This window comes from Amycolatopsis nalaikhensis (assembly GCF_030264295.1).
Classification (GTDB): Bacteria; Actinomycetota; Actinomycetes; order Mycobacteriales; family Pseudonocardiaceae; genus Amycolatopsis; species Amycolatopsis nalaikhensis.
The window spans coordinates 8,521,701-8,547,548 of record NZ_CP127173.1 but is presented as its reverse complement, the minus strand read 5'-3'; the positions used below and the strand labels follow the sequence as shown (position 1 = coordinate 8,547,548).

22 protein-coding genes and 1 pseudogene are annotated in these 25,848 nt (G+C 74.7%); 12 read left to right on the top strand and 11 right to left on the bottom strand.

Features of this window, described 5'->3' with window-relative positions; genetic code table 11:
* Positions 1–45: 45 nt before the first annotated feature.
* Together QP939_RS41495 and QP939_RS41490 are read right to left on the bottom strand one after the other, a co-directional pair.
* Positions 46–909: a universal stress protein gene (locus QP939_RS41495; RefSeq protein ID WP_285452099.1), complete on the bottom strand. Its 864-nt coding sequence runs from the start codon at positions 907–909 to the stop codon at positions 46–48.
* A 9-nt stretch (positions 910–918) separates the two neighbouring features.
* The gene (locus QP939_RS41490) at positions 919–2,127 is read right to left on the bottom strand and encodes an MFS transporter (RefSeq protein WP_285452097.1); all 1,209 of its coding nucleotides are present in this window, start codon (positions 2,125–2,127) and stop codon (positions 919–921) included.
* Between the two features lie 113 nt (positions 2,128–2,240).
* On the opposite strand from QP939_RS41490, the gene QP939_RS41485 reads away from it, so the two are divergent.
* Together QP939_RS41485 and QP939_RS41480 are read left to right on the top strand one after the other, a co-directional pair.
* The gene (locus QP939_RS41485; RefSeq protein WP_285452095.1) at positions 2,241–3,128 is read left to right on the top strand and encodes a LysR family transcriptional regulator; all 888 of its coding nucleotides are present in this window, start codon (positions 2,241–2,243) and stop codon (positions 3,126–3,128) included.
* A gap of 30 nt (positions 3,129–3,158) precedes the next feature.
* The gene (locus QP939_RS41480) at positions 3,159–4,127 is read left to right on the top strand and encodes a TIGR01777 family oxidoreductase (RefSeq protein WP_285452094.1); all 969 of its coding nucleotides are present in this window, start codon (positions 3,159–3,161) and stop codon (positions 4,125–4,127) included.
* On the opposite strand, the gene QP939_RS41475 is transcribed toward QP939_RS41480, so the two are convergent.
* A complete protein-coding gene (locus QP939_RS41475) occupies positions 4,120–5,352 on the bottom strand; it encodes a PucR family transcriptional regulator (RefSeq protein WP_285452093.1) in 1,233 nt (410 codons plus the stop codon). The two genes, QP939_RS41480 and QP939_RS41475, sit on opposite strands and share 8 nt — an antisense overlap.
* Before the next feature lie 104 nt (positions 5,353–5,456).
* On the opposite strand from QP939_RS41475, the gene QP939_RS41470 reads away from it, so the two are divergent.
* Positions 5,457–6,416 carry an alpha/beta hydrolase gene (locus QP939_RS41470; protein WP_285452092.1) on the top strand — a complete coding sequence of 320 codons (960 nt, stop codon included), beginning with the start codon at positions 5,457–5,459 and terminating at the stop codon, positions 6,414–6,416.
* Positions 6,417–6,418: 2 nt separating this feature from the next.
* Here the strand turns inward: QP939_RS41470 and QP939_RS41465 are convergent, their stop codons facing one another.
* The 3 genes from QP939_RS41465 to QP939_RS41455 form a co-directional block, all read right to left on the bottom strand.
* Positions 6,419–8,206, bottom strand: coding sequence for a serine/threonine-protein kinase (locus QP939_RS41465; RefSeq protein ID WP_285452091.1), 1,788 nt, complete (start codon positions 8,204–8,206; stop codon positions 6,419–6,421).
* Positions 8,203–10,080, bottom strand: a complete 1,878-nt coding sequence (locus QP939_RS41460) for a serine/threonine-protein kinase (RefSeq protein ID WP_285452089.1) — start codon at positions 10,078–10,080, stop codon at positions 8,203–8,205. The genes QP939_RS41465 and QP939_RS41460 overlap by 4 nt, the downstream gene beginning before the upstream one ends.
* Before the next feature lie 218 nt (positions 10,081–10,298).
* On the bottom strand, positions 10,299–10,778 hold the full coding sequence (locus QP939_RS41455; protein ID WP_285452088.1) for a hypothetical protein: 480 nt from the start codon (positions 10,776–10,778) through the stop codon (positions 10,299–10,301).
* A 122-nt stretch (positions 10,779–10,900) separates the two neighbouring features.
* On the opposite strand from QP939_RS41455, the gene QP939_RS41450 reads away from it, so the two are divergent.
* Both QP939_RS41450 and QP939_RS41445 read left to right on the top strand, forming a co-directional pair.
* On the top strand, positions 10,901–13,645 hold the full coding sequence (locus QP939_RS41450; protein ID WP_285452087.1) for an AfsR/SARP family transcriptional regulator: 2,745 nt from the start codon (positions 10,901–10,903) through the stop codon (positions 13,643–13,645).
* A 14-nt stretch (positions 13,646–13,659) separates the two neighbouring features.
* The gene (locus QP939_RS41445) at positions 13,660–14,472 is read left to right on the top strand and encodes an NAD(P)-dependent oxidoreductase (protein ID WP_285452086.1); all 813 of its coding nucleotides are present in this window, start codon (positions 13,660–13,662) and stop codon (positions 14,470–14,472) included.
* On the opposite strand, the gene QP939_RS41440 is transcribed toward QP939_RS41445, so the two are convergent.
* Positions 14,465–15,493: an NADPH:quinone reductase gene (locus QP939_RS41440; RefSeq protein ID WP_285452084.1), complete on the bottom strand. Its 1,029-nt coding sequence runs from the start codon at positions 15,491–15,493 to the stop codon at positions 14,465–14,467. The genes QP939_RS41445 and QP939_RS41440 overlap by 8 nt on opposite strands.
* A 366-nt stretch (positions 15,494–15,859) precedes the next feature.
* Between QP939_RS41440 and QP939_RS41435 the strand changes: the two genes are divergently transcribed.
* Positions 15,860–16,030, top strand: a complete 171-nt coding sequence (locus tag QP939_RS41435) for a hypothetical protein (protein WP_285452083.1) — start codon at positions 15,860–15,862, stop codon at positions 16,028–16,030.
* Positions 16,031–16,103: 73 nt separating this feature from the next.
* Entirely contained in the window at positions 16,104–16,235 is a 132-nt protein-coding gene (locus QP939_RS41430) for a hypothetical protein (protein WP_285452082.1), read from the top strand.
* A gap of 123 nt (positions 16,236–16,358) precedes the next feature.
* Here the strand turns inward: QP939_RS41430 and glgC are convergent, their stop codons facing one another.
* From glgC to QP939_RS41410, 4 genes are all read right to left on the bottom strand, one after another.
* Positions 16,359–17,576, bottom strand: coding sequence for a glucose-1-phosphate adenylyltransferase (gene glgC / locus QP939_RS41425; RefSeq protein WP_285452081.1), 1,218 nt, complete (start codon positions 17,574–17,576; stop codon positions 16,359–16,361).
* Positions 17,573–18,727: a glycogen synthase gene (gene glgA / locus QP939_RS41420; RefSeq protein ID WP_285452080.1), complete on the bottom strand. Its 1,155-nt coding sequence runs from the start codon at positions 18,725–18,727 to the stop codon at positions 17,573–17,575. The genes glgC and glgA overlap by 4 nt, the downstream gene beginning before the upstream one ends.
* Before the next feature lie 95 nt (positions 18,728–18,822).
* Positions 18,823–20,343, bottom strand: coding sequence for a glycosyltransferase family protein (locus tag QP939_RS41415; protein WP_285452079.1), 1,521 nt, complete (start codon positions 20,341–20,343; stop codon positions 18,823–18,825).
* A gap of 102 nt (positions 20,344–20,445) precedes the next feature.
* The gene (locus QP939_RS41410; RefSeq protein WP_285459964.1) at positions 20,446–20,625 is read right to left on the bottom strand and encodes a helix-turn-helix domain-containing protein; all 180 of its coding nucleotides are present in this window, start codon (positions 20,623–20,625) and stop codon (positions 20,446–20,448) included.
* Positions 20,626–20,646: 21 nt separating this feature from the next.
* Here QP939_RS41410 and QP939_RS41405 point away from each other — a divergent pair, with 21 nt between their 5' ends.
* The 5 genes and pseudogenes from QP939_RS41405 to QP939_RS41385 all read left to right on the top strand — a co-directional run bounded on the left by QP939_RS41405 (position 20,647) and on the right by QP939_RS41385 (position 25,613).
* Positions 20,647–20,796, top strand: a complete 150-nt coding sequence (locus tag QP939_RS41405; RefSeq protein ID WP_285452078.1) for a hypothetical protein — start codon at positions 20,647–20,649, stop codon at positions 20,794–20,796.
* Between the two features lie 136 nt (positions 20,797–20,932).
* Complete coding sequence (locus tag QP939_RS41400; RefSeq protein WP_285452077.1) at positions 20,933–21,769, top strand: alpha/beta fold hydrolase; 837 nt, start codon at positions 20,933–20,935, stop codon at positions 21,767–21,769.
* Positions 21,770–21,828: 59 nt separating this feature from the next.
* The gene (locus tag QP939_RS41395; RefSeq protein WP_285452076.1) at positions 21,829–22,995 is read left to right on the top strand and encodes a sensor histidine kinase; all 1,167 of its coding nucleotides are present in this window, start codon (positions 21,829–21,831) and stop codon (positions 22,993–22,995) included.
* A pseudogene (locus QP939_RS41390) lies at positions 22,992–24,305 on the top strand (response regulator); the annotation flags it as partial. The gene QP939_RS41395 and the pseudogene QP939_RS41390, both read left to right, overlap by 4 nt.
* Before the next feature lie 435 nt (positions 24,306–24,740).
* The gene (locus tag QP939_RS41385; RefSeq protein WP_285459963.1) at positions 24,741–25,613 is read left to right on the top strand and encodes a MerR family transcriptional regulator; all 873 of its coding nucleotides are present in this window, start codon (positions 24,741–24,743) and stop codon (positions 25,611–25,613) included.
* The last annotated feature ends 235 nt before the right edge of the window (positions 25,614–25,848 follow it).

Below are 25,848 nucleotides of genomic sequence, written 5' to 3'. Positions count from 1 at the left end.
GTCCCGGCCCATCCTGCCGGGCCCCGCTTCCGTCCCGCTTCTCCCTCAGGCCGTGGTCCGGACCAGGTGCACGGGGCAGGCCGCGTGGTGCAGCAGCGCCTGACCGGTCGAGCCGAGCAGCAGGCCGGGGAACCCACCACGGCCGCGGTCCCCGAGCACGACGAGCTGCGCGGCCGCGCTGCGCTCGACCAGCTCCCGGCGCGGGTGGGCCCGGACCACGACCTGCTCGACGGCGACGTCGCCGGTCTCGTGCGCGAGGATCCGCTCGTCGAGCAGGCGTCGTCCGGCATCGGTCATGCTGCGCGGGTCGTCGTGAGGCGGCGGCGTGTCCGCCCACGCGTGCAGCACGACGAGGGGAGCGCGACGCAGGCCCGCCTCGGCGAGCGCGACTTCGAGGACGCGGGTACCGGCTTCGCTGCCGTCGATGCCGGTGACGACCGGGCGTCCGGCCGCGTCCGGCTCGTCCCAGCTGTCCCCGCGCACCACGACCGTGTCGCAGTGCGCGTGCGTCCCGACGGCCGCCGCGACCGACCCGGCGAGCAGGCTCGTGAACCTCCCGTGCCCCGCCGCGCCGACGACGAGCAGCGCCGCGGTGCGCGACGCCTCGATGAGCGCCTGCGCGGCGCGGTCCGAGTCGAGCCGGGTCGTGACGTCGGAGACGCCCTGTGCGACGGCGAGTTCCCGCGCGGTCCGCAGCGCACGTCGACCGCGGGCCCGGAGGGCGTCCACCATTTCTTCGGGCGGGGGCACCACGCCACCGGCGAGGAGGGCCGGCAGGTCGAGGGCGTGCACGATGTCCAGCGGCGCGCCCCGGAGCCGGGCGGCGCGAGCGGCCCACCGGACGGCGTCGAGCGACTCGGCCGACCCGTCGACGCCGGTGACGATCGACCCTCCCGCTGCGGCGGTCATCCGAAGACTCTAAGCCCGGGCGAGCGTCCGCCGCGCGGAGTAGCCGAGCAACCCGAGTTCCAGCGCCGCGAACCCGGCGAGCACCACCGCCCCGGAGGCGACGAGCATCGCGAGCCCGACCACCAGCACCGGCAGCACCAGACCCGCATACGCGGCAAGGAAGAGCGCGGCCAGCACCTCCCCGCGGGTGAGGTCGTCCGCGAGCGCGGCCACCGCGGCGACCGACGCCCGGAACCCCAGCCCGAACCCAGCGCCCGCCAGCACGCTGGCGCCGAAGAACAACGGGAGGTCGGCGGTGAACGCCGCCACCGCCAGCAGCACCAAACCCGTCGCCATCAGCACGTAGCCGGACCACAGCTGCGGCCGCGTGCCGACGCGCGCGAACCCGATCTGCGCGAGCGCGGCGCTGCCCAGCATGGCGAACGGCGCCAGCCCGGCGACCAGCCGCGACGGCTCGTGCAGTTCCTGGCTCAGCAACGCGGGTGCGAGCGCCATGAACAGCCCGCTGAGGGCGAACGCCGCGAACACGCCGATCGCGGCCCCGGCGAACCGCGCCCGGGCGGCGTGCGGCAGCGACAACCGTTGCGGCCGGTACGCCGGGCGCTCCTCCCGGCGTTCGACCGTTTCCGGCACCAGGCTCACCGCGATCGCTTCCAGCAGCAGGACCACGAGGAACACCGCGTACGGCGTGGAAAGCGGGTGGTCGGCGTACCGCGCGAACACCCCGCCGACCAGCGGGCCGAGCGCGAGGCCACCCGCGTTCACCACCGTCGCGACGAGCCCGGAGCGCCCGAGGTCTTCGTCCGGCCGGGCCTGGGCACGCAGCTCGGACAGGTGCGCGGTGGCCGTCGCGGTGATCGCGCCGATCCCGGCGCCGCTGACCAGCCGCGCGATGACCAGGCCGGGCACCTCCGGCCAGAGCAGGAACAACGCCGCGGCGAACGCTTCGGCGAGCAGTCCGGCGAGCAGCACGCGGCGCCGCCCCAGCCAGTCGCTGACGTGCCCGGCCAGGTACAGGCTCAGCATCACCCCGACCGCGTACGCGGCGAAGACCACCGTGACGACGAACGGGGGAAAGCCGTCCCGCCGCTGGTAAAGCGCGTACAGGGGCGTCGGGACGGTGGAGAACGCGAGCGCCGTCGCGAACGCGACCGCGACGACGCGGAAACCCAGGCCGTGGCTCACGCGGAACCGGGCCGGGGAAAGGGTGACGGTCATCGGGACCTTCCGGGTGTTTCGGGATCTTCTCCCTCCACGATGTCCCCGCCGACTCAGCAAGTCCAACGAAAAGTCCTGGTCCCAGTTATCGACTGAGGCGATAGATTGAGGGCATGGAGACGCGTCAGCTCGAGTACTTCGTCGCCGTGGCCGAGGAACTCAGCTTCACCCGGGCCGCGCAGCGGATGTTCGCCGTGCAGTCCACGGTGTCGGCCGCCGTCCGGGCCCTCGAGACCGAGCTCGGCACCCGGCTGTTCGACCGGTCCACCCGCCGGGTCGCGCTGTCGCCGGCGGGTGCCGCGTTCCTGCCGGAGGCCAAGAGCGCGATCGAGGCGCTCGAACGGGCGCGCGCGACCGTCCAGGAGGCGTCGGAAGGCCTGCGCGGCAGCCTCCGGATCGGCACGCTGACGTCGATCGGCGGCGTGGACCTGCCCGCGCTGCTCGGGGCGTTCCACCGGCGCTACCCCCTCGTCGACATCCACGTGACCGTCTCGATCACCGGGTCGACCGGCCTGGCGGGGGAGGTCCGCCAGGGCAGGCTCGACGCCGCGCTCGTGGGCCTGCCCGAAACCGACCTCGCGGGGCTCGACGTGCTGCGCGTCGACACGCGCCCGTTCGTCGTGGTGCTGCCGGCGGACCACCGGCTGGCGGCGCGGCGCGCGGTGCGGCTCGCGGACCTGGCCGGCGAGTCGTTCATCGACACGCCGCGGGGGTTCGGCAACCGCGTCGCCATGGACCGCGCGTTCGACGCCGCCGGCGTGCCGCGGCGGGTCACCGTCGAGGTCGCCGACCTGCGCACGGTGCCCGGATACGTCCGGGCCGGGCTCGGGCTCGCGGTGGTGCCGGACCTGCCCGCGCCGGACGAACCGGACCTCACCGTGCGGCCGCTGGCGGGCGCCGGGCTGGACTGGCCACTGAACCTCGTCACGGCGGGGGCGAAGCGGCCGAGCCGTGCCCTGCGGACGCTGCTCGACCTCATCGAAAGCGCCCGGGAGAGTTGAACACGTTCAACTCTGCGGTACGGTGGGTGGGTGAAGGTCGTGATTCCGGGCGGCACCGGTCATCTGGGCCGGGTGCTGAGCCGCGTGCTGGCCGCGCGGGGAGACGAAGTCGTCGTGCTGACCCGGCGCGAAGCCGGGCCGGAGCCGAGCGTGCGGTACGTGCGGTGGGACGGGCGCAGCGCCGGGCCGTGGACGGGTGAGATCGACGGCTGCGACGTCGTGCTCAACCTGGCGGGCCGGTCGGTGAACTGCCGGTACACCAAGGAAAACCTGCGGGAGATGTGGAACTCGCGCATCGACTCGGCGCGTGTCGTCGGCGGCGCGATCGAGCGGGCCGCGCGGCCGCCGGGTGTGTGGCTGCAGATGAGCACGGCGACGATCTACGCCCACCGCCACGACGCCCCGAACGACGAAACGACCGGCATCCTCGGCGGTGACGAACCGGGTGTCCCGCCGTATTGGGCGTACAGCGTCGACATCGCGCGGGCGTGGGAACGCGAGCAGGAGCGGGCGGACACGCCGCGCACGCGCAAGGTCGCGTTGCGGACGGCGATGGTGATGAGCCCGGAGCCCGGCGGCGCGTTCGAGATGCTGCTGCGGTTGACGCGGCTCGGGCTGGGCGGTCCGGTCGCGGGCGGGGCGCAGTACATGTCGTGGATCCACGAGGACGACCTCGTCCGGGCGATCGACTTCCTCGTCACGCGTGACGAGGTGAGCGGGCCGGTGAACTTGGCGGCGCCGGAGCCGTTGCCGTATCGGGAGTTCCTGCGTGCGCTGCGGGCCGCCGCGGGTGTCCCTTTCGGACTGCCCGCGACGAGGTGGATGGCGGGGATCGGCGCGTTCGTGCTGCGGAGTGATCCCGAGCTGCTGCTGAAGAGCCGTCGCGTGGTGCCGGGGCGGCTGCTGGAGGCGGGGTTCGCGTTCGAGTACCCGGCGTGGTCCGCGGCGGCGGAGGACCTGGTGCGGCGGTCGCGGAGTCCTTTGAGGACGGTCAGCTGAGGTCGGCGTTGTCCCGCAGCCGCCGCGCCATGAGGGCGAGGTGCAGGCGGAAGCGTCCGGCAGGGGAGTCGACCTCGAACCCCAGCACGGCTTCGGCACGCGCGAGCCGGGCGGGCATGGTGCTGTGGTGGCGGTGCAGCACGGCGGCGGCTTTGCGGGCCGAGCCGGTCGCGCACAACGCGGTGAGGGTGGCGAGCGTGTCGCCGGACTCCGCGGCGAGCCGGTCGAGGGCCTGGACGTCGGCGAATTCGGCGAGGCCGGGCTGACCGTCGAGGGCGGCGAGGACGCCGAGGTTTTCCCACCACACCACGGGTTCCGCGGTGGCGGTGAACCGCAGCGCCGTCCGGGCGGCGGTCCAGGAGCGGGCCGCGTCGATGGCCGCCACCTCGGGGCCGATGCCCGCCCGCCCGCCGTCGGCGAGCAATGCGGGCGACAGGTCACCCGGCACGGCCGGACCGGCGCCCGTTCGGCGGCCGTCGGCGAGGGATGCGGGCGGCGGGTTCCGGGGCGTGCTCGGAGCGGCGCCCGTTCGGCCGCCGTCGGTCAGCGATGCTGGCGGCGAGTTCCGGGGCGTGGCCGGACCCGCGCCGGTTCGGCCGCCGTCCAGCAGTCCGTTGGCCCGCCCAGCAGCCGCGTCGGTGCCGGAGTAACCCGGCAACTCGGTCGCCAGCACTGCCCGGACGGATCCCAGCACCGCCGACCGCCCGGCGAACGAACCCGCCCCCACGACCGCCAGCACCCGCAGCCGCGTCGATGGCCCGATGCCCAGCAGGTGCAACGCCCTGGCGCGTTCAGCCGTGCCCGCGTCCTCGGACAGCACCAGCTCCACCAACGCCGGGTCGCCCAGCTCGGGCCGGGGCACGCCCGTGTGCTCCAGCAGGATCGCCGTGGCGATCGCGAACCTTTCCAGCAGCATGTCGTCGAGAGGGATCGGCGCTCCCGTCCGCGCCACCCACACCACCACGCCACCCTCGAGCTCGCGCGTCGCCGCGCCCGGCGGCGGTGCGCCCGCCGCTTCGACCGGTGACTCCGGCTCCGCGCGCAGCGACAGCCCCTGGCCCGGCGCGTGCACGCCCACCGGGCAGCCCGCGAGGTCGGCCGTGCTGCGGACCAGCGCGTCCAGACCGGCGCGCCCGGCGATCAGGCGGTCGAAGAACCCGATCACCCGCACGGCGTTCTCGGCGTCGGCGTCGAGCCCGGACAGCCTCAGCAGCAGGCCTTTCATGCCGTCACGATAGGCGCGTCCGCCGCCGGATGGCGAGGTCCGCCGCCGCAACGCCCGCCGCGTGGCGGTGGCCGCGCCCCGCCTTCGCGGCCCAAGATCGGTCCATGACCTACGCGATCGATCCCGAGCTCCTGCCCTGGCTGGACATGCTCCCCGGGGTGGCCCTGACCGACTACGACAGCCTGGTCGCCGCCCGCTCCTCGATGGGCCAGCTGACCGACGTCCTGCCTGCCTACGAGCCGGTCCACCCCGTCGACTTCCGGGACACGACCGTGCCCGGCCCGGCCGACGCGCCGGACGTCCCGGTCCGCGTCTACTCCCCGGCGGACCGCACCGGCGCCGTGCCCGGCCTGCTCTACATCCACGGCGGCGGGTTCGTCCTCGGCGACCTCGAGATGTTCCACGCCTCCCTGCTGAAGCTGGTCGACGAGCTGGGCATCGTGATCGTCTCGGTCGACTACCGGCTGGCCCCCGAACACCCCTTCCCGGCCCCGGTCGAAGACTGCTACGCGGCCCTGAAGTGGGTCGAAGCCAAGGCGGCCGAGCTGGGCATCGACCCGACGCGGCTCGGCGTCGCCGGGGAGAGCGCCGGTGGTGGCCTCTCCGCCGCCGTCGCCTTGCTCGCCCGCGACCGCGGCGGCCCCGCGCTGTGCTTCCAGTACCTCGGCATCCCGGAGCTGGACGACCGCCTGGACACGCCGTCGATGCGGGCTTACACCGACACGCCGCTGTGGAACCGGCCCAACGCGATCTTCAGCTGGACCAGCTACCTCGGCGCGGAACCCGGCGGCGACGACGTTTCGCCGTACGCCGCCCCGGCACGCGCCACGGACCTGGCGGGGCTGCCGCCCGCCTTCGTCACGACCTGCCAGTTCGACCCGCTGCGCGACGAGGGGATCCAGTACGCGCAACGGCTCGCGCACGCGGGCGTGCACGTCGAACTGCGCCACTACCCGGGCACGTTCCACGGCTCGGGCCTGGTCGAGACCGCGCGGATCTCACGCCGGATGTTCGCCGACGAGGTCGACGCGCTGCGCCGCGGCCTGCGCATCACGACCGGCTGAAGTCAGGGCTTCGGCAGCTTGGCGATGAGCGCTTTGCCCATCGCCACGGCGGTGTCGCAGGGGTCGCCGCCGGTGGTGCCCGCGGTGATCCGGACGTGCTCGGCCAGCCGTTCGGTGGCTTGCCGGTGGCGCCAGGTCACCACGCACGACTCGCCGAGCGCGCGCCGGGTCGCCGTGACGCCGCCGAGGTCGACCGGGGTGCCCTCCGCCGGCACGTCCGCCGTCCGGTCGAACACCAGTCCCGCCGACGGCTTGCCGGACCACTCGCAGTCGCGCATCCGGGTGAGCGTGCCCGTCCCGACCCGGCCGATCGTGGCCGGTTCGACCAGTGCGCACGGGTCCAGCGGCAGCAGGGAACCGGGCGGGAGGTCGAACCGGGAATTGCCCTCGCGGATCCGTTCGACGGCCTCGCCGAGGGCGGCCTGGGCGAATTCGCACGTGTCGGCGACGGTCGTCACGCCCAGCCCGGGCTGGGCCGGCAGCCGCAGCGTCGCCTCGCACGTGCTGCCTCCGACTGTGCTGAGCACCACCGGCCTGCCGTCGAGGTTGCCGGGCGGCTGGGCGTTCAGGACCGTGAACTCCTGGCCCAGCCGGAGGGTCACCGTCGCGCCGGAGCGCGCGCGGTAGTCGCAGCGGTCGATGTCGGGGTAGTCGGTGTTCGGCGCCTTCAAGGTCCCGGCACCGCCGACCGATACGTCGGCCAGCACCCGGCAGGGATCGGTGCGCCGCAGCGTGTCCAGGCTGACCGGGTCGAGGTTCGCGTTCGGGACCTCGGCTCCGGCGCCGGTCACCTTCACCGCGACCAGGGCACCGGCGGCGAGCGCGGCGACGGCGGCCAGCCCGGCGGCCACCGGCACCCAGCGGCGGCGACGCCGGGGCGGCGCGGGCGCCGGCGGGGGAGCGGGCCACGACAGCACCGTCCGGACGGCGGCCTCCTGTGCTCCGATCAGCTCGTGCACCGCCGGTGGCCACGGCCGCGTGCCGGGCGCCACCGGGCCGAGGAAGTCGAGGATCCGCTGCGGGGTCGGCCGCCGGGCCGGGTCCTTGGCCAGGCACGGCTCGATGAGCGCGCGGACCTCCGGCGGCACCGCTGTCAGGTCGGGGACGGCGTGCACGACGTTGTAGAGCAGCTGCGCGGTCGTCGTCCCGGCGAACGGGCCACGCCCGGTCGCGGCCATCACCAGCAGCCCGCCGAGGGAGAAGACGTCGCTCGCGGGCGTCAGCGGACGGCTTTCGGCCTGCTCGGGGGACATGAACGCGGGCGAGCCGACGATGCCGCCGGTGCCGGTGAGCTCGGCGCCGCCCTCGGCCGCGCGGGCGATGCCGAAGTCGATCACCCGCGGGCCGTCGCCGGTCAGCAGGACGTTGCCGGGCTTGAGGTCGCGGTGGATCAGGCCGACCCGGTGGATCTCGGCGAGCGCCGTCGCCAGCCCGACGGCGAGCCGCCGCACGGATTCGACCGGCAGTGGCCCGGTCGCTTCGACGGCCTCCTTCAGCGACGGCCCGGTGACGAACACCGAAGCCAGCCAAGGAGTTTCGGCGTCCGGGTCGGCGTCCATGACAGCGGCGGTGTACGCGCCGGACACCCGTTGCGACGCCTGCACTTCCTGCCGGAACCGGGTGCGGAAGCGGGCGTCGCGCGCGAACTCGGCGTGCACCTGCTTCAGCGCGACCAGGCGGCCGTCCGGGGCGACGCCGAGCAGGACGCGGCCCATGCCGCCTTCGCCGAGCGCGGCGACGAGGCGGTACTTCCCGGCTTGCCGGGCGTCCCCCGGCTCCAGTGGCTTCACGGTTTCGGCAGCCCGGTCCGGGCCGCCTTGGCGAAGTCCCGCACGTGGCGGCAGACCTCCTCGGGGGTGCGCGAGCCGCCGGCCGCGGAGTAGCCGATGACGACGTTTTCGGCGGAGTCTTCGTCGAGCTGCCGGTGCGCCCAGGTCAGGTCGCAGCTCACCTGGCCGGGGAACCGCTTGGTGGTGAAGTACGCGGTGACGCCGCCGAGGTCGACGGTCCCGGCCGAGTCGTAGTAGGCGTCCTTCGACTGGAACGGCCGGGTGCCGCGCTCGAGCGACAGGGAGACGCGGCCGTCGACCTGCCACTCGCAGGCGTGCAGCCCGCGTGGTTCGACCTTGGTGACCGGCCCGACGATCGGTTGCGCGGCCGCGGGGGAAACGAGGGCGCAGGGGTCCACCGGGGCCAGGCTTCCCCGCGCCGCGGGCGGGCTCGCGTTGCCCGCGCGAAGGCGTTTGATCGTTTCGGCGAGGCCCGCTTTCGCCGCGTCGCACGGTTTGGCGAACTTCGCGGCCGAGCCCTCGGCTTCGACGGCGATGGTCGTGTCCGGGCGGCCGACGACCGCCACCGAGGCGGTGCAGCCGCCGTTCTTCTCGTCGATGGCGAGCGGCAGGCCTTCGAGGTCCCCGGACGGCGTGCCGTCGGCGGTCACCGGCCCGCCGACGGCCAGGTCCAGCCACTGCCCCTGTTTCGTCTCGTAGGTGCACTCGAAGAGGTGGACGTCGATCTTCGGGGTGAGCGTGCCGACGCCGGGCACCGACGGCAGCACCTGGCAGAGGTCGACGCCACGCAGCTTGTCCGGACCCAGCGGGTCCGGGTTCGGCGCGGACGTCGTGGCCACCGGGGCCGGGGCGGGCGTGCTCGCGGGCGCGGCGGTCGCGCCGTCGTCGCCGCTCGTGAGCGTGATCGCGGTGATCGTGCCGCCCACGACGACCACGGCCGCCGCCGCGGCGAGCGCGACGCGCAGCCCCCGCCGCCGCGGCTTCGGCGGCTTCTTCACGACAGCCGCGACTTCGGCCTGGTGACGGGCGACGAGCGCGTGCACGGCGGGCGGCCACGGGTGCTGGACCGGCGGCAGCGGGCCGAGCAGCTCGAGCAGCCGCGCGGGCGTCGGCCGCCGGGCGAGATCCTTGGCGAGGCACGGCTCCGCGAGTGCACGGACCTCCGGCGGCAGGCCCCGCAGGTCCGGGTGCGTGTGGACGACGTTGTAGAGCGACTGTGGAGCCGATGCCCCGGCGAAGGCACTGCGCCCGGTCGCGGCGAGGACGAGCAGCGCGCCGAGCGAGAAGACGTCGCTCGCCGGGGTCAGCGGCCGCCCGTCGGCCTGCTCCGGCGACATGAACGCGGGCGAGCCGAGGATGACGCCGGTGTGGGTCAGGTCGGTGCCGCCCTCGGCGGCGCGGGCGATGCCGAAGTCGATGACGCGGGGGCCGTCGTCGGTGAGCAGGACGTTGGCGGGCTTGAGATCCCGGTGCACGAGCCCGGCCCGGTGGATGCCGGCCAGCGCCGACGCCAGCCCGGCGGCCAGGTGCCGCACCGCGGACGGCGGCAGCGGCCCGGTCGCGTCGACGGCTTCCTGCAGCGACGGTCCCGCGACGAACACCGAAGCGAGCCACGGCGTCGGCGCGTGCGCGTCGGCGTCCATCACCGCCGCGGTGTAGGCGCCGGAGACCAGCCGCGAGACGTCGACTTCGCGGCGGAACCGTTCGCGGAATCCGGGGTCGTGCGCGAAGTGCCGGTGCACCTGCTTGACGGCGGCGAGCCTGCCGTCGGGCGCGACGCCGAGCAGCACCCGGCCCATCGCGCCCTCGCCGACCGCCGCGAGCAGCCGGTACCGCCCCACCTGCGCCGGCTCACCCGGACCCAACGGCTCCACAGCCACCTCCGCGGGCGATCGTAGAGCGTGCGGTCACGGCGGTGGCCGGGAACGGCCGGATCGGCGCGGGCCGGTGTGGGGAGTACCACCGGCCCGCGCCTTCCTCCCCCGGGTCCGGAGCGGGCTGAAGGGTCCTTTCCTGGCATCACATGCGAGGAAAGGACCCTTCAGCGCATCAGACGCGATGAACGTCCCCTTCAGCCCGTGCCCACCCCCGGTCAGGGCACGACGTCGGTCACCGTGTCCTTCACCACCTGCCACCGGCCGCGGTCGTGCACCAGCGTCAGGCTGATCGTGTAGTGCCGGTCGATGCCGTGCGACGGCTCGAGGTAGTGCGCGTCCAGGATCGCGAAGCCCATCTGGCAGTTCTCGACCACCGTGTGCACCACCGTCCACGGCATCGAGTACTCGTATGGCACCTTGAACTGCTCCAGCACCGGGTTCACGTTCGCGTCGTAGCCGATGTAGAGGTTGCCGCGGCGGCCCACCGTGACCATGTCGCGGTGGATGATCGCGCGGTAGCGGTCGGCGTCGCGCTTGTTGTAGCTGTCCATGTCCTCCCACACGGCGTGGTCGAACGCCCGCCGGCAGTCGTGCCCGCCACCCCCGGCCTGCTCGCCGTCGGCGGCCGCGGCCGGCGTGGCGAGCACCGCCGCGGCCAGCGCCGTCGTCAAGGCCGCGTAACCCCACTTGCGCATCTGGTTCCTCCGGTGTCCGTCGTGGTCCGGCCCCGGACACTGCCCGGCCGGTGCATCACAGCTGCATCACTTCCGCACCGGTGCCGCGCGCGGGCCGGTTAACCTCGCCCGCGGGGTGAGCCATGGAGTTCCGCGTCCTGGGGCCGGTGCGAGTGCTGGCGGGCGGGCGGCCGATCGGGCCGTCCGGGCCGCGGCAGGAACGCATCCTGGCGGCGCTGCTGCTCGGCGCCGGCCGGGTGGTGCCGGTCGCGCGGCTGGTCGACGTCGTGTGGGACGGCGAACCCCCGGCGACGGCGGTGCGGCAGGTCCGCAACCTCACCACGGCCCTGCGCCGCACGCTCGTCGCGGCCGGGGCGGGCGACGACGTCCTCACCGCCGACGGCCCCGGGTTCACCCTGCGGCCCGGCGCGTTCGACCTCGACGCGTTCGAGGAACACGCCACCCGCGGCGAATTCCGGGAGGCGCTGGCCTGCTGGCGCGGTCCCGCGCTCGCCGGGGTGGACAGCGCCGCGCTGCGCCCCGACGCCGAACGCCTTGAGGAACGACGGCTGGCCGTGCTGGAGCGCTGCCTGGCCGCCGACGTCGAAGCCGGTCCCGCCGACGTCGTCGCCGAGCTGAGCGCGCTGGTTTCCGAGCACCCGCTGCGTGAAGGACTCGTCGGGCTGCTCATGCGGGCCCTGCACGGCGCGGGGCGCCAAGCCGACGCGATCGACGTCTACCAGCGCGCGAAACGGCGGCTGGCCGAGGAGCTCGGGATCACGCCGGGCGCGGCGCTGCGCGCGCTGTACGAACAGCTCCTGCACGAGGAACCCGTGCCGGGACGGTGTTTCCTGCCGTACGACGTGCCGGACTTCACCGGCCGCGCGGCCGAGGTGACCCGCGCGCTCGAGGCGTTGCGCGCCGGGCGGCCGGTGGCCGTCGACGGCATGGCCGGGGTCGGGAAGACGGCGTTCGCGGTCCGCGTCGCGCATCGAGCGGCGCCCGGCTTCCCGGACGGGCAGTTGTTCGTGGACCTGCACGGCCACACCCCGGGTCGTGACCCGCTGCCCGCCGAAGCCGCGCTCTCGGCCCTGCTGCTGCAGACCGGCCTGCCCGCGAGCCGCCAGCCCGACCGGCTCGACGAGCGAGCCGCGCTGTGGCGGTCGAGGGTCGCCGGGCGCCGTCTGCTCGTGGTGCTCGACAACGCCGCCGACGCCGCGCAGGTGGTGCCGCTGCTGCCCGGCGGCCCGGCCGTCGGGGTGCTGGTCACCGGACGGCGGCGGCTGGCGGCCGTCGACGGCGCGACCGCGATCAGCCTCGACGTGCTGCCGCCGTCCGAAGCCGAGGCCCTGTTCGCCGCCGCGGCGGGCGGCCGGTCCGGCGGCGACGTCGCGAAGCTGTGCGGGTACCTGCCGCTGGCGCTGCGGATCGCGGCCGCCCGGCTCCAGGCACGTCCACTGTGGACACCCGCCGACCTGGTGGCGCGGCTCGGCTCCGAACGGCGGCGGCTGGGCGAGCTGCGCGCGGGCGGCCGGGACGTCGCGGCCGCCTTCGCCTTGTCCTACCGGGATCTCACGCCCGCGCAGCGGCGGATGTTCCGGGTGCTGGGCGCCCACCCGGGTGGCGACTTCGCGGTGGCCGCGGCGGCCGCGCTGTACGGCACGGACGTCACCGAGGCCGAGCGGCTCCTGGAGGACCTGCTCGACGCGCACCTGCTGCGGCAGCCCGCCCCGGACCGCTACGGCTTCCACGATCTCATCGCCGAACACGCGCGGGCGGAGGCGGACCCGGCCGAGACCGCGGCGGCCCTCGATCGCCTGCTGGACCACTACCGCGATGCCGAGCTGCCGTTCGCCGCCGAGCGCGCCAACCTCGTCGCGGCCACCGAGTCCGCCCTCGAGACGGGCCGGAACGACCACGCCTGGCGGATCGCCGACCGCGCCGTGGCGGCGTTGCGCGAGCGCGGCCACCGCGACGAGCTGACCGCGCTGGCCCACGCGGGCGTCCGGGCCGCGGCGCGGCTGGGCGACCCGGACGCCCGGCAGCTGAGCCTGGCGAACCTCACCACGGCGCACTGGGAAACCGGACGGCTCACCGAAGCCGTGGACGCGACGGCCGAACGGCTGCGGCTGGTCCGTGAGTCCGGGGACCGCGCGGCCGAAGCAGCGGCTCTCGCCCGGATGGGCGCGCTGCACGGCATGCTCGGCCGGTACGCCGACGCGGTCCGGGACTACCGGCAGGCGCTGGTGCTGGCGGGGGAGACGGGCAGCCACGCGGTCGCCGCGCTGGTCTGGGGCAACCTGAGCAACGCCCAGGAGGTGCGGGGGCAGTTCGAGGACGCGCTCACGTCGGCGTCGCGGGCCGGGGCGATCCGCGAGGAACTGGGCGACGGTGACGGCGCGATCCTGGCGTCGGCCCAGCTCGGGCTGGTGCTGGCCCGGCTCGGCCGGTTCCCGGAAGCCCTTGCGGTGGCGGAGAAAGCGGTGCGGACGGCGGTCGAGTCGGGGTACGCGTTCGGGGAGGCGTGGAGCCGCATCGACTGCGCGGAGGTGCTGCTGGCGGCGGGCCGCGCGGCGGAGGCGCACGACCACGCCGAACGCGCGTGCGCGATCCTCGCGCGGCTCAACCACCCGTTGCTGCTGACGATGGCGGCCAACAGCCTCGGTGCGGCCAGCCTCGCGCTCGGCGACCCGGCGGCCGCGTCGGCGGCGCACGGCGTCGCCCTGACGACCGCACGGCGCATCGGCTACCGCGCCCAGGAAGCCCGGGCGCTGACCGGACTCGGCTCGGCCTGTGCCGCGTCGGGGCGCGACGCCGAGGCTTCGCGGCATCTGCGAGCCGGTCGGGAGCTGTCCGGCGAAATCGGTGAGCCGGTCCGCGCGTCCTGACCGATCATGGGGCCATGGGAACTTCGATCGGGTTGCTGCACCCGGGGGCGATGGGGGCCGCGATCGGCGGGCTGCTCGCCGACCGCCATCCGGTGTCGTGGGTTTCGGCGGGGCGCGGGCCCGCGACGCGACGGCGTGCCGAAGAAGCCGGGCTGACCGAGGTCGCGGACCTGGCCGCGCTGGCCGGGTGCGACGTCATCCTCAGCGTTTGCCCGCCGTCCGCCGCGCTCGACGTCGCCCGGAGCGTCGCGGGGTTCACGGGCACCTACGTCGACGCCAACGCGATCAGCCCCCGCCACGCCGAGGAGATCGGCGAAATCCTGCCCCGGGCGACGGTCGTGGACGGCGGGATCGTCGGGCCGCCGCCGCGCACGGCCGGGACGACCCGGCTCTACCTGTCCGGCCCCGCGGCGGGCGTCGCGGGCCTGTTCGACGGCACCGCCCTGCGGGTGGTGCCGCTTGACGGTCCGGTCGGCCGCGCGTCGGCGCTCAAGCTCGCGTTCGCCTCCTACAACAAGCTCACCTACGCCCTCGCCGCTCAGGCCCACGCGTTGGCGGAGCGCCACGGTGTCGGCGGCGAGCTGCGGGAGCTCGCCGCCGACGTCCTGCCGGACACGCCGTTCGGCGCGCCCGGCGGGATCACCTCCGCCGGACGCCGGGCTTGGCGTTGGGAGGGCGAGATGGCCGAGATCGCGGCCGCGTCCGCCGACGCCGGGCTGGCACCGGAGCTGGTGACGGCGGCGCAGGCGGTGTTCGCCCGCTGGCGTGACCACCGCGACGACGACGGCGTCGACCTCGCCGCGCTCCTGCGCGCCTTGGTTACTTGATGTCGATCAGCACCTTCCCGGTGACGCCCTCTTCGGACGCGCTGTGCGCCTTCGCGGTGTCGGCCAGGGAGAAGCGGTGGACCGGGACGCCGCGGTCTTCGCCGAGCCGCAGGGCGCCGTCGGCCATCGCGGCGGTGATGTCCTCGGCTCCGGCACGCAGCTTGTCCGCGCCGACCGTGTAGAGCACCAGGAACTGGTAGCGCGAGTTCAGCCAGAGGTTCGCCCCGAAGTCGAGGCTGAGGGTTCCGGTGCCGCGGTCGTCACCGTAGACCGCGACCGTGCCGCGCGGGCGCAGCACCTGCGGGTGCAGCGCGGCGTTGACCCCGGCCGCGACCTCGACGACCAGGTCGACGCCGTCCGGGGCGACGTCGCGGATCCGCGCGGCCAGCTCCGGATCGGGGTAGCGCAGCACGTGGTGGGCGCCCGCCGCGCGGGCGAGGGCGGCCTTCGCGTCGCTGCTGACGGTGGCGACGACTGTCGCCCCGGCCCAGCGGGCGAGCTGGATGGCGGCGTTGCCGACCGCGCCGGCGCCACCGCTGACCAGGACGGTCCGGCCGTCGAGCGCGCCGGGGGACAGGCGGGACGGCCCGTCTTCGGCGACGGTCAGCGCCCGGTGCGCGGTCAGCCCGGGGACGCCGAACCCGGCGCCTTCGTCGAACCCGACGCCGTCGGGGAGGCGGACGAGCTTTTCGGCCGGGAGCACGGTGTACTCCTGCGCGGTGCCGGACGCGGGCCCGTAGGCGCCGGCGATGATCAGCCACACGCGGTCGCCGGGCGCGAAACCGGTGACGTCCGGGCCGACGGCGTCGACGACTCCGGCGCCGTCCTGGTTGGGCACGGTCTCGGGGACCTCGGTCCCGGCTTCGGCGCCGCGGCCGTTGCGCTGCTTCCAGTCGGTGGGGTTGACCGCGGACACGACGATCCGGACGCGGACCTCGCCGGGCCCGGGATCCGCGACGGCCCGGTCGGCCGGGGTGAGCACCTCGGGGCCGCCGTGGCGGCGGAAGACGACAGCTTTCATGACCGGTCCAATCCCGCGTGACCCGGGGTTATTCCCGGCGAGCGCGGAAATGGGAGGTGCGGGAAATCGTTTATCGCGGTCCGGCAAATCCGAAATCGACCGCCACGCGGGTGATCCCCCGCCCGGGCGATTTTCGGTGTTGCCCGAGCGGAATCGGCCGTCGCCCCGGAAACTGGGCGCGTGGGAGAGGAAAAGCGCACTCCGGGGGACGAGCGGCCGAAGCGCGACGACGGTGAGCCGACGCCGATCTTCGACGCCGTGTTCAGTGCGACGCGAGCGCGGGCGAATACCCAGAATCCGGCGACCGAGCCGGGCGAAACGGGGCGGTGAGCGAGCCCGAAACGGTTCCGGCCGGGGGAGGGGCTGATGCGCGAGGGGTGGGCGTGGCGAGCCTTGGCGGCGACGTACGCGGTGGTCGCGGCGGCCCAGGTGTACCTCGCGGCGACGACCGGGGTGGTCTGGGCGGTGGCACTGGCGACGGTGTGCCTGGCACTGGCGATCGGCTGCGGTTTCGCGGCCAGGAACCTCGGCCGCTGAACACTTTGCTGGACGTCCGCAGGGAAGATGTAGCATCTCGGGTGCACGTGCATCTGCGGGTGAGGAGTGAAGCGTGGCAGGCGTGGTGAACAGCATGATCGCCGCCGAGTACGCGGCGGGAGCCACGATCTCGGAACTGGCCGAACGCTGGGGCATCGACCCACGCCAGGTGGTCGAACGCATCTCGGCGGCCGTCCGCCCCTGAGCCCCTTCCGGCAGGGCCCGCCGGGCTGAAGGGGACGTTGCTCTCATCTGATGCGCTGAAGGGGACTTTCCTGCGATCACATGCCAGCAAAGTCCCCTTCAGCGCACCAGCCCGCAACCTCGCCTAGATCGCGCGTTCTCCCTTGCCCAGCACGACGATCCCGCCCGGGCTGACGTGGTAGTGCCCGCGGTCCCGGGCCAGGTCCACCCCGATGTGCGCCCCCGGCGGCACGACCACGTTCTTGTCCAGGATGGCCCGCCGCACCACCGCGCCGCGGCCCACGCGGGCTCCGTCGAGCAGCACCGAGCCCTGGACCACCGCGCCCTGCTCCACGATCACGTCCGGGGACAGCACCGAATCGACCACCTGGGCTCCGGAAATGATGCAGCCGTTGCTGACGATCGACTGGTTCGCCGAGCCGCCCTCGACGAACTTCGCCGCCGCGCGCTGGCCCGGGTGGGCCAGGATCGGCCACTTGCGGTTGTACAGGTTGAAGATCGGGTGCGTCGAGATCAGGTCCGTGTGGGCGTCGTAGTAGCTGTCGATCGTCCCGACGTCGCGCCAGTAGCCGTGGTCGCGCTCGGTCTCTCCCGGCACCACGTTGCCGCTGAAGTCGTAGACCGCCGCCTCGCCGGACTTCACCAGCGCCGGGATGATGTCGCGGCCCATGTCGTGGTGCGACGCCGCGTTCTCGGCGTCCGCGTGCAACGCCTCCAGCATCACCTTCGTCGTGAAGATGTAGTTGCCCATCGACACGTACGACTCGTCGGGGGAGTCCGGCAGGCCCGGCGGGTCGTCCGGCTTCTCCATGAACGCGTCGATCATCAGCCCGTCGGTGGTCCGGATGACGCCGAACGAGCTCGCCTCCGCCCGCGGCACGCGGATCCCGGCCACCGTGACGCCCGCGCCCGACGCGATGTGCGCGTCCAGCATCTGGCGCGGGTCCATCCGGTAGATGTTGTCCGCGCCGAACACCGCGATGTACTCGGGGTCCTCGTCGTAGACCAGGTTGAGGCTCTGGTGGATGGCGTCGGCGCTGCCCTGGTACCAGCGCGGCCCGAGCCGCTGCTGGGCCGGCACCGGCGTGACGTACTCGCCGGTCAGCGACGACAGCCGCCACGTCGTCGAGATGTGCCGGTCGAGCGAGTGCGACTTGTACTGCGTCAGCACGCACAGCCGCCGGAACCCGCCGTGCACCAGGTTCGAGAGCACGAAGTCGACCAGCCGGTGCACCCCGCCGAACGGCACGGCGGGTTTGGCGCGGTCCGCGGTGAGCGGCATCAGGCGTTTGCCCTCGCCACCCGCGAGCACGATGCCCAGGACGTCGGCTCCACTGTTCACGAAGACCTCCCGCACGCCTCGTAGAGCGCGACCGTCCGCTCGGCGATCGCCTTCCACCCGAACTCGCCGACCGCGCGCTCGCGGCCGGCGGTGCCCATCGCGGCGGCCCGCTCCGGGGAGCCGACCACCTCGTTCAGCGCGGCCGCCAGCCCCGCCTCGAACCCGCGCGCGTCCCGCTCGTCGTAGTGCACGAGCAGGCCGGTCCGACCGTCGTCGACGACTTCCGGGATGCCGCCGACGTCGCTGGCCACCACCGCCGTGCCGCACGCCATCGCCTCGAGGTTCACGATCCCGAGCGGCTCGTAGACCGACGGGCAGGCGAACACGGCCGCGTGCGTCAGCAGCTGCACGACCTCGTCGCGCGGCAGCATCTCCGGGATCCACCGGACGCCGGTGCGGGTCTTCTCCAGCTCGGCGACCAGCCCGCGGAACTCCGCGTCGAGCTCGGGGGTGTCCGCGCCGCCCGCGCACAGCACCAGCTGGGTGCCCGGGTCGAGCGACGCGCCCGCGCGCACCAGGTGCGGCACGCCCTTCTGCCGGGTGATCCGGCCGACGAACAGCACGTACGGCCGGTCCGGGTCGATGCCGTGCTTCGCCAGCGCGTCGGTGCCGGGGTCGGGGCGGTAGAGCGTGGTGTCGATGCCGTTGTGGATCACGTGCACGCGTTCGGGCGGCACCGCCGGGTAGGCGGCCAGCACGTCGCGGCGCATGCCGCCGCTGACCGCGATGATCGCGTCCGCGGCTTCGTAGGCCTCGCGCTCGATCCACGACGAGACGCGGTAGCCGCCGCCGAGCTGCTCGGCCTTCCACGGCCGCAGCGGCTCCAGCGAATGCGCGGTGACGACGTGCGGGATGCCGTGCGTCATCTTGGCCAGGTGCCCGGCCAGGTTCGCGTACCAGGTGTGGCTGTGCGCGAGGTCGTGGCCTTCGAGCGCGTTCGCCATGGACACCGCGATGTCCATGGTCGTGAACGCGGGCTGGCGGTAGCCGTGGGGATCCGTGTGCCCGGTGGCGTCGGCGCGGTCCGCGCCCCAGCAGTGCACGTCGAGATCGACCAGCGGCCGCAACTCCCGGGCGAGGAACTCCACGTGGACCCCGGCGCCGCCGTAGACCTCCGGCGGGTACTCCCGGGTGAGCAGGCCGACCTTCATGGTTCGAACCCTATGGCCTTTTCGGCCCGCGGCGCAGTCTGGCGTCCAGGGGAAATCGGACGAGTTTCCGGTCACCGCTCAGATGAGCGGCAAGATCACGGCTCGCGGGTGAGCGTGAAGTGGCCGACGCCTTTCGCGGTGGAGAAGACCTGCCAGCTGTCCGGTCCGGTGGCCGGGCCGGCGCCGTACCGCAACCGGTAGTCCGGCCGGTGGGGCGCGATCGAGGTGTCCAGCCAGTGGTAGTTCACCCGCAGCGCCAGGCTCATCAGCGGGTTCGCCGTCGCGATCCGCCGTTCGACCAGCTCCACGGCGTGGCCGCGGTCGGAGAACTCATCGATGATCGCGCACTCGCAGTAGTAGGCGAGGGTGCCGATCTCGCCGGGGCTCGCGACGCTCGCGCCGTTCAGCCGCGCGCCGAGCTCCCGGCCCACCCGTGCGTAGTCCGCGGCGCTGGCCCAGTTCCCGAAGATCACCGGTGACTTCCAGGGCAGGCCTTGGGCGGCGTCGACGGCCGCGCCGCAGAGCACCAGGACACCGGTGAGCCCGAGCGCCAGGACGGGAGGCCCGGTCCGCAAGGCCGCCCGCTCGCGCGCCTGGGCGTACCAGGTGCCGAAGGCGGCGACGGCGAAAGCGCTCGCCGCGGTCGTCGGCGCCACGTAGTACCAGTGGAACGGGCCGACCCCGATGAACGAGTACGCGACGTAGTAGAGGACGCCGCCCGCGGCCAGCGCCGCCACCGGGCCGAGCGCCGGGAACTCCGGCCACCGCACGCCGAAGCGCGCCGCCGCCCACGCGGCGAGCGCGATCACGCCGAGCACGGCGGGCAGGAACGACACGAGCACCGTGATCGGCCAGCCGAGGTAGTACATCACCGGCCCGGTGCCGAACGTCCACGGCGCGAACAGGCCCGCCTGGGCCTGCTTGATCGCCAGCGTGTCGGGCACGAACGAACCGAAGGCGAACCAGCTGACGGCGAACCACGGCGCGGCGGTGAGTACGGCGACCCCGCCGGCGGGCAGCAGCCGCCGCCGGATCGCGGGCGTGCCGAAGGCGATCACCAGCACGAACACGATCAGGTCGAGCCGGGTGAGGACGGCGAGCCCGGCGGCGACGCCGAACCGGACCGGCCGAGCTTCGAGCGCGAAGACCGTCAAAACCAGCAGGACGGCCGGGATCAGCAGCACCTCCAAGCCGATCGCCGACAGCACGAACGGGTTGAGCAGCACGACCGCGACCCCGAGCACGCCCGCCGCGGGCGGCAGCGCCAGCACCCGGCCGAGGCGCTGCCACGCCCAGCCGAGCACAGCGCCGCACAACACGGTCAGGACGCCGAGCGCCACGACGGGGTGCGGATCGCCCGCCACCCGGGTCAGCAGGGTCAGCGCGCCGAGGAGCAGGACGTTCAGCGGCGACGTCGCCGAGTTCGCCGGCGAGCCGGGGATGATGCCCCATTCGCCGTGCACGGCCAGGTTCTTCGCGTAGGCGAGGGTGATGTAGGCGTCGTCGGTGAGGCTGCCGCGCACCAGCAGGAAGACGGCGACGCCGAGCACCGCGCCGAAGACGGGCAGCCACCGTCCCCGCGCGCTCGTCCGCTCCGCGTTCGCCTCCGGAAGCACCGCCCCACCTCGCGGACGCACTGTCGCGACGCCCGCCCTCTGCCCGATCGCCATGACCCGGGAACCGTAGTGGCGGCGCGTTACCGGGGTGCTACGCCCGTGTTAGGGCCGCCGGTCCGGTTCCGATCGTGGCACGCGCGGTGGGAGTCCGCAGTCTGGCGACCCGCGTCCAGGACGTCCGGTGAAGTCCGTCGGCGTGCACCCGGCGAGCGCGCGGAAGTCGCGGTTGAGGTGCTGCTGGTCGGCGTAGCCGCAGTGGTGCGCGATCTCGGACCACGGCAGGCGCCCGGTGAGGGAGGCCGCGTGCTGGAGCCGCAGGATCCGCGCGAAGGCCGATCCCGCAGGCCCAGCACGGGGGAGACCGGCAGGCCGCCGCGCGACGGCGCCGTGAAGTCGAGCGTCACGGTGACCACGCCGAGTGCGGTGAACCGCCAGGGCAGCTCGTCGGCGTGAAGGAAGTCGTGGAAGACGTAACCCAGGACCGGTCCGGACAACTTCGGGTGCGGGCGGACCGGGCGGCGCTCGGCGGGCGCGCGGGCGGCGTCACGCCGCCGCCGAAGCCCGCTACTTCGCCGTCTACGACCACGCGATGAGCCTGTGCCCGGAGCCCGCCGAAGTGCTCGACGTCGGCACCGCGCACGGCACGACCCGCGTCTACCGGTTCGGCGAAGGCGACGCCCCGCCGCTGGTGCTGCTTCCCGGGCTGGGCGCCACTTCCGCGTGCTACGCCGACCTGCTGCCCGCGCTGGCCGCGACCGGCCCCGTCTACACCGTCGACACGCTCGGCGAACCGGGCCGCAGCGTGCAACGCGCCCGGCTGACCACGCACGCCGACCGGGCGCGCTGCCTCGACGACGTGCTCGGCGAGCTCGGGCTCGGCGAGGTGCACCTGGTCGGCGGCTCCACCGGCGGCTGGCACTGCGTCAACCAGGCCGTCCACGCGCCGGAGCGGGTCGGGTCGATCAGCCTGCTCGACCCGACGTCGGTCACCGCGCCGTTCGGCCGCGCGGTGGTCGCGCTCGGCCTGCTGTGCGCGGTGGTCCGGACCGAGCGGGCGCTGCGGTGGTTCGTCGGCCGGGTCGCGGGCCGGGACGCGCTCGAGAGCGCTGTCGTGCGGCTGGTCCTCGCCGGGATCCGGGAGTACCGGCCCCGGGTGCCGTTCCCGGCCCGCCCGTCCGAGGACCGGCTGCGAGCACTGCGGCTGCCCGTGCTCGCGGTGTTCGCCGGGCGCAGCGCGGTGCACGACGCCGGGCTCGCCGCCCGCCGCCTGCGTGCCCTCGTTCCGCACTCCGACGTCGAGCTCCGCCCGGACCTGGCCCACGCCCTGCCCCTCGGTCCGGGGGAACGCGATCGGTTCACCGCCCGCGTGGTCGCCTTCGCCGGACGGGCCACAGTGGACGGACCTGGGCCGATGAAATCCGGGTGAACCGCGGTGTCCTCCCGGGGCGGGATGCGCCCGCGCGGCGGAGTTCCTAGGCTGGGGCGGTGCGGGCGAGGGTGGTCAGCGGGGTCCGGACCCGCCTGGAGGCGAGCCTCGGCCGGGCGGGGATCGCGCTGCCGTGGTGGATCCCGGTGGGGGCGACCGCCGTCGGCGTGCTGCTCGTGGTGGTCTCGGCCGCCCAGCGCGGGCCGACGCTCCTGTCGGTGGTCGCCGGACTGCTGGCGCTGGCGACCCAGCTCGGCTGGGCGCTCACCGGCGCGATCGCGCCGTCGTGGCTGAAGACGCTCACCGTCCTCGGTGCCGTCGGGCTGCTCCTGTCCGATCCGGTCGTCCCGGACTTCTCGCCTGTCCTGCTGGTGGTGCTGGCCGCCGAAACCGCCCTGATCAACCGGCCCGGGTTCGCCTTCGCCGCGACCGCGGCGAGCCTGGCGACGCTCGGCGTCGCCGCCGCGTGGGTCGGGCTCGTCGGGTTCCCGGTGTACTCGGCCGCGGTGCTGCTCGGCCTCTCGGGCGGGCTCATGGGCCGCTGGTACGGGCGGGCGCTGGACGCCGAGCGCGCGGCCCGGGACGCCGTGCGCGACCAGGCCGTCCTCGCCGAACGGCAGCGGATCGCCCGCGAGGTGCACGACGTCGTCGCCCACTCGCTGAGCATCACGCTGCTGCACCTGACCGGCACCCGGCACGCCCTGCGGCAGGACCGCGACATCGACGAGGCCCTCGACGGGCTCGAGGAGGCCGAGCGCGTCGGGCGGACGGCGATGGCCGACATCCGCCGGACCGTCGGGCTGCTCGCCGAAGCACCGGCCGGCACGCGCCCGCTGCCGGACGCCCGCGACATCTCGGCGCTGGTCGAGCGCACCCGCGCGGCCGGGCTGGACGTGCGTTACGAGCAGGAGGGCGACTTGGCGGAGGTGCCGGACCTGGCCGGGCTCGGGCTGTACCGGATCGCGCAGGAGTCGCTCGCCAACGTCGCCAAGCACGGCGGCGGCGCGCCCGCCCGGATGCGGCTGGCCGTCGGCCCCGCCGGGGCGCGGCTCACCGTCCGCAACCGGCTGCCCGCCGGTGCGGTGCCCGCCGAGGGCGGCTCCGGCGTGACCGGGATGGCGGCGCGCGCGGGACAGCTGGGCGCCGAGCTCAGCGCGGGACCGGAAGGGGCGGACTGGGTGGTGGCGGTGAGCGTGCCCGCGGGCGTCCGGCCGGTCGCCCCGTGACGGCGGGCGAGGGTGAGCCCGTCCGCGTGCTGCTCGTCGACGACCAGGAGCTGGTCCGCTCCGGGCTGCGGCGGATCCTGCGCCGCCGCGACGGGTTCGTCATCACGGGGGAGTGCGGCGACGGGGCGGACGTCCCGGCCGCGCTGGCCGCCGCCGAGGCCGACGTCGTCGTGATGGACCTGCGGATGAAGCACGTCGACGGGATCGAGGCGACCCGGCGGCTGCGGCGCGCCGGCCGCCGCCCGCCCGTGCTGGCGCTGACCACCTTCGACGACGACGAGCTGCTGGCGGGCGCCCTACGCGCGGGCGCGGTCGGCTACATCCTCAAGGACTCGTCCGCCGAGGAGCTCATCCGCGCCGTGCGGGCGGTGGCCGCGGGTGACGCCTGGCTCGACGCGGCGGTGACCGCTCGCGTGCTCACGACCTACCGGCGCGCCGCCGTCGACGGGCCCGCCGGGGTGCCGCCGAACCTGCTGACGCCGCGCGAGCTGGACGTGCTGCGCGCGGCCGGGCGCGGGCTGACCAACGCCGAGATCGCCGCGGCGCTGGTCGTCTCCGAGCTGACGGTCAAGAGCCACCTGAGCCGGATCTTCGCCAAGCTGGGGCTGCGCGACCGCGCCGCCGCCGTCGTGTACGCCTTCGACCACGGGATCGTCAGCCCGCGGACGGTGCGCCCGCCCGTCGAGTCCATTGTGGACGACGCGCCGCCGGTGCCGGTCCGCGAGCCGGAGCCGGCGCCGGGCCTGCGGTTCTCGGTGCTGGGCCCGCTGCGCGCGTGGCGGGGCGGCACGCCGCTGGACCTGGGCCCGGTCCGCCAGCAGGCCCTGCTGGCGGCGCTGCTGCTGCGGGTGGGCGCCACGGTCAGCCAGTCCGAGCTGCTGCGCGACGTGTGGGGGCTGGAGCCGCCGGGCACCGGCCTGCGCGTGCTGCCGGTGTACGTGCACAAGCTGCGCAAGTGCCTGCGCGGGCCCGGCGAGCGGACCCCCGACTCGGTGATCGGCCACACCCGCGGCGGCTACCGGCTGGCCGCCGACGGCGTGCGGACCGACGTCGCCCGCCTGGCCGAGCTTGACGCGGACGCCGGGGCCGCCGAGGAGGCGGGCGACCTCGAGGCGGCGGTCGCGTCCTGCGCGGCGGCGCTCGGCCTGTTCCACGGCGAGCCGCTCGCGGGGTTGCCCGGCCCGTTCGCCGACGGCCAGCGGCTGCGGCTGACCGAGCGCCGGAGCACGCTGTGGACCCGGAAGGCGCGGCTGCAGCTGCGGCTGGGCCACGCGGCCGAAGCCGCCGACGAGCTGGCCGCCGTGCTCGCGCTCGAGCCGTTGCGCGAGCCACTGGCCGTGCTGCTGATGCGGGCGCTGCAGGCCACCGGCCCGCCGCGCCGAGGCGATCGCGGTGTACGGCCGCATCCGCGACCGGCTCGCCCAGGACCTCGGCGTGGAGCCGGGGGACGAGCTGCGGCGGACCCACCGGGCGGTGCTCGACGACGTCGTCCACCGCGACTTCCTCGGCAGCCCCTAGCTCCGGTCCACTGTGGACGGCCGGGCAGCGATGCACAAGCGTTGCATGGTGGGAAGAGTGTCGCCGGTCTCCGGGATGGCCGGATCGGCGATGGCGAAGGGCGGCTCGCCGCCGCTCGTCCCACCGCACGTCCCTCCGGTGGGTGGCAGCGCGCCGTTCGCCGTGTCGTCCCCGGCCCGGCACCTTTGTCGTCGCTAAGCTTCTGCCACTTCCGGCGAAGGGAAGCGGTGGAACCCGAAGACGTCGACACGCCGCCCGTCTGGGCGCCCGGCAAGGTGGCCGAGCTGCTCGGCGTGTCACCGGTGACCCTGCGCAGCTGGAGCGCGCGCTACGGGATCGGCCCGCCGGTCCGCGGCGCGGGCAGGCACCGGCGGTACTCCGACGCCGACGTCCGGCGCCTCCAGCACATGCGCCGGCTGGTCGCGCGCGGGATCCCGGTGCGCGAAGCGGCGGCCACCGCGTTCGGGGGTCCGTCGGCGGAGCGGCCCGAGTTCCCGGCGGCGCGGCGGGTGCGTGAGCTGGCCGAAGCGGCGGACGACCTGCGGTCGGCGTCGATCGCCGGCCTGCTGGACGAGACGCTGTCGACGCTGGGCCCGGCGGCGGCCTGGACGGACGTGCTCGCCCCGGTGCTGCGCGGTCTCGGTGACCGCTGGCAGAGCGGCGACCTGTGCTTCGCGTCGGAGTGGACGCTGACGACGGAGATCTCCCTGGCGCTCGAGCGGTTCAGCCGGCGGTTCCCGGAGGCGGTGCCGGGCCGCCCGGTGCTGCTGGCGTGCTGCCCGGCGGAGCGGCATTCGCTGCCGATGGAGGCCCTGCGGGCGACGCTCGCGGAGGCGGGGGTTCCGGTGGCGTACCTGGGGCAGCTGGTCCCGGCGGAGACGGTGGCGGACCTGGCCGAGCGCCTCGACCCGGTGCTGGTGCTGCTGTGGTCACTGGCGCCCCCGACCGCCGACGACCTCCTCGCGGCGCGGGTCCGCGACCTGGGCCGGGCGGTCGGGACGGCCGGGCCGGGCTGGGAGCGGCTCGGCGACCGCGGGTTCCCGCGGGTGAACGACCTGCCGTCGGCGGTCCGGCTGGCGGTCGAGCACGCGCGGGCGTAGCGGCCCGCCTCGCCCCGAGCGTCTTGAATGACTCATTCAGGTCGTCGGAGGTCCTGAACGACTCATTCAAGACACCGGGTTCGTTGCGGAGTCGATGCGATCTGCCGCCGTGCTCCGCCCAGCGGGGCAAACCACCCACCCGCAGACATCGATGTCATTTTTCCGAATTCTTGTCCTCCTTGTCTTCTTGACGGTCACTGCGAGCGCGGCGGAAGCTTCCTGGCAACGTTGTCAG

What these genes read in the sequence shown, in the direction of transcription:
- QP939_RS41400 (WP_285452077.1), top strand. Translation starts at nt 20,933, where the DNA reads ATGAGCCTGTGCCCGGAGCCCGCCGAAGTGCTCGACGTCGGCACCGCG.
- QP939_RS41455 (WP_285452088.1), bottom strand. Translation starts at nt 10,778, where the DNA reads ATGCGCAAGTGGGGTTACGCGGCCTTGACGACGGCGCTGGCCGCGGCG.
- QP939_RS41485 (WP_285452095.1), top strand. Translation starts at nt 2,241, where the DNA reads ATGGAGACGCGTCAGCTCGAGTACTTCGTCGCCGTGGCCGAGGAACTC.
- QP939_RS41475 (WP_285452093.1), bottom strand. Translation starts at nt 5,352, where the DNA reads ATGAAAGGCCTGCTGCTGAGGCTGTCCGGGCTCGACGCCGACGCCGAG.
- QP939_RS41440 (WP_285452084.1), bottom strand. Translation starts at nt 15,493, where the DNA reads ATGAAAGCTGTCGTCTTCCGCCGCCACGGCGGCCCCGAGGTGCTCACC.
- QP939_RS41435 (WP_285452083.1), top strand. Translation starts at nt 15,860, where the DNA reads ATGCGCGAGGGGTGGGCGTGGCGAGCCTTGGCGGCGACGTACGCGGTG.
- QP939_RS41490 (WP_285452097.1), bottom strand. Translation starts at nt 2,127, where the DNA reads ATGACCGTCACCCTTTCCCCGGCCCGGTTCCGCGTGAGCCACGGCCTG.
- QP939_RS41445 (WP_285452086.1), top strand. Translation starts at nt 13,660, where the DNA reads ATGGGAACTTCGATCGGGTTGCTGCACCCGGGGGCGATGGGGGCCGCG.
- QP939_RS41450 (WP_285452087.1), top strand. Translation starts at nt 10,901, where the DNA reads ATGGAGTTCCGCGTCCTGGGGCCGGTGCGAGTGCTGGCGGGCGGGCGG.
- QP939_RS41495 (WP_285452099.1), bottom strand. Translation starts at nt 909, where the DNA reads ATGACCGCCGCAGCGGGAGGGTCGATCGTCACCGGCGTCGACGGGTCG.
- QP939_RS41470 (WP_285452092.1), top strand. Translation starts at nt 5,457, where the DNA reads ATGACCTACGCGATCGATCCCGAGCTCCTGCCCTGGCTGGACATGCTC.
- glgA (WP_285452080.1), bottom strand. Translation starts at nt 18,727, where the DNA reads ATGAAGGTCGGCCTGCTCACCCGGGAGTACCCGCCGGAGGTCTACGGC.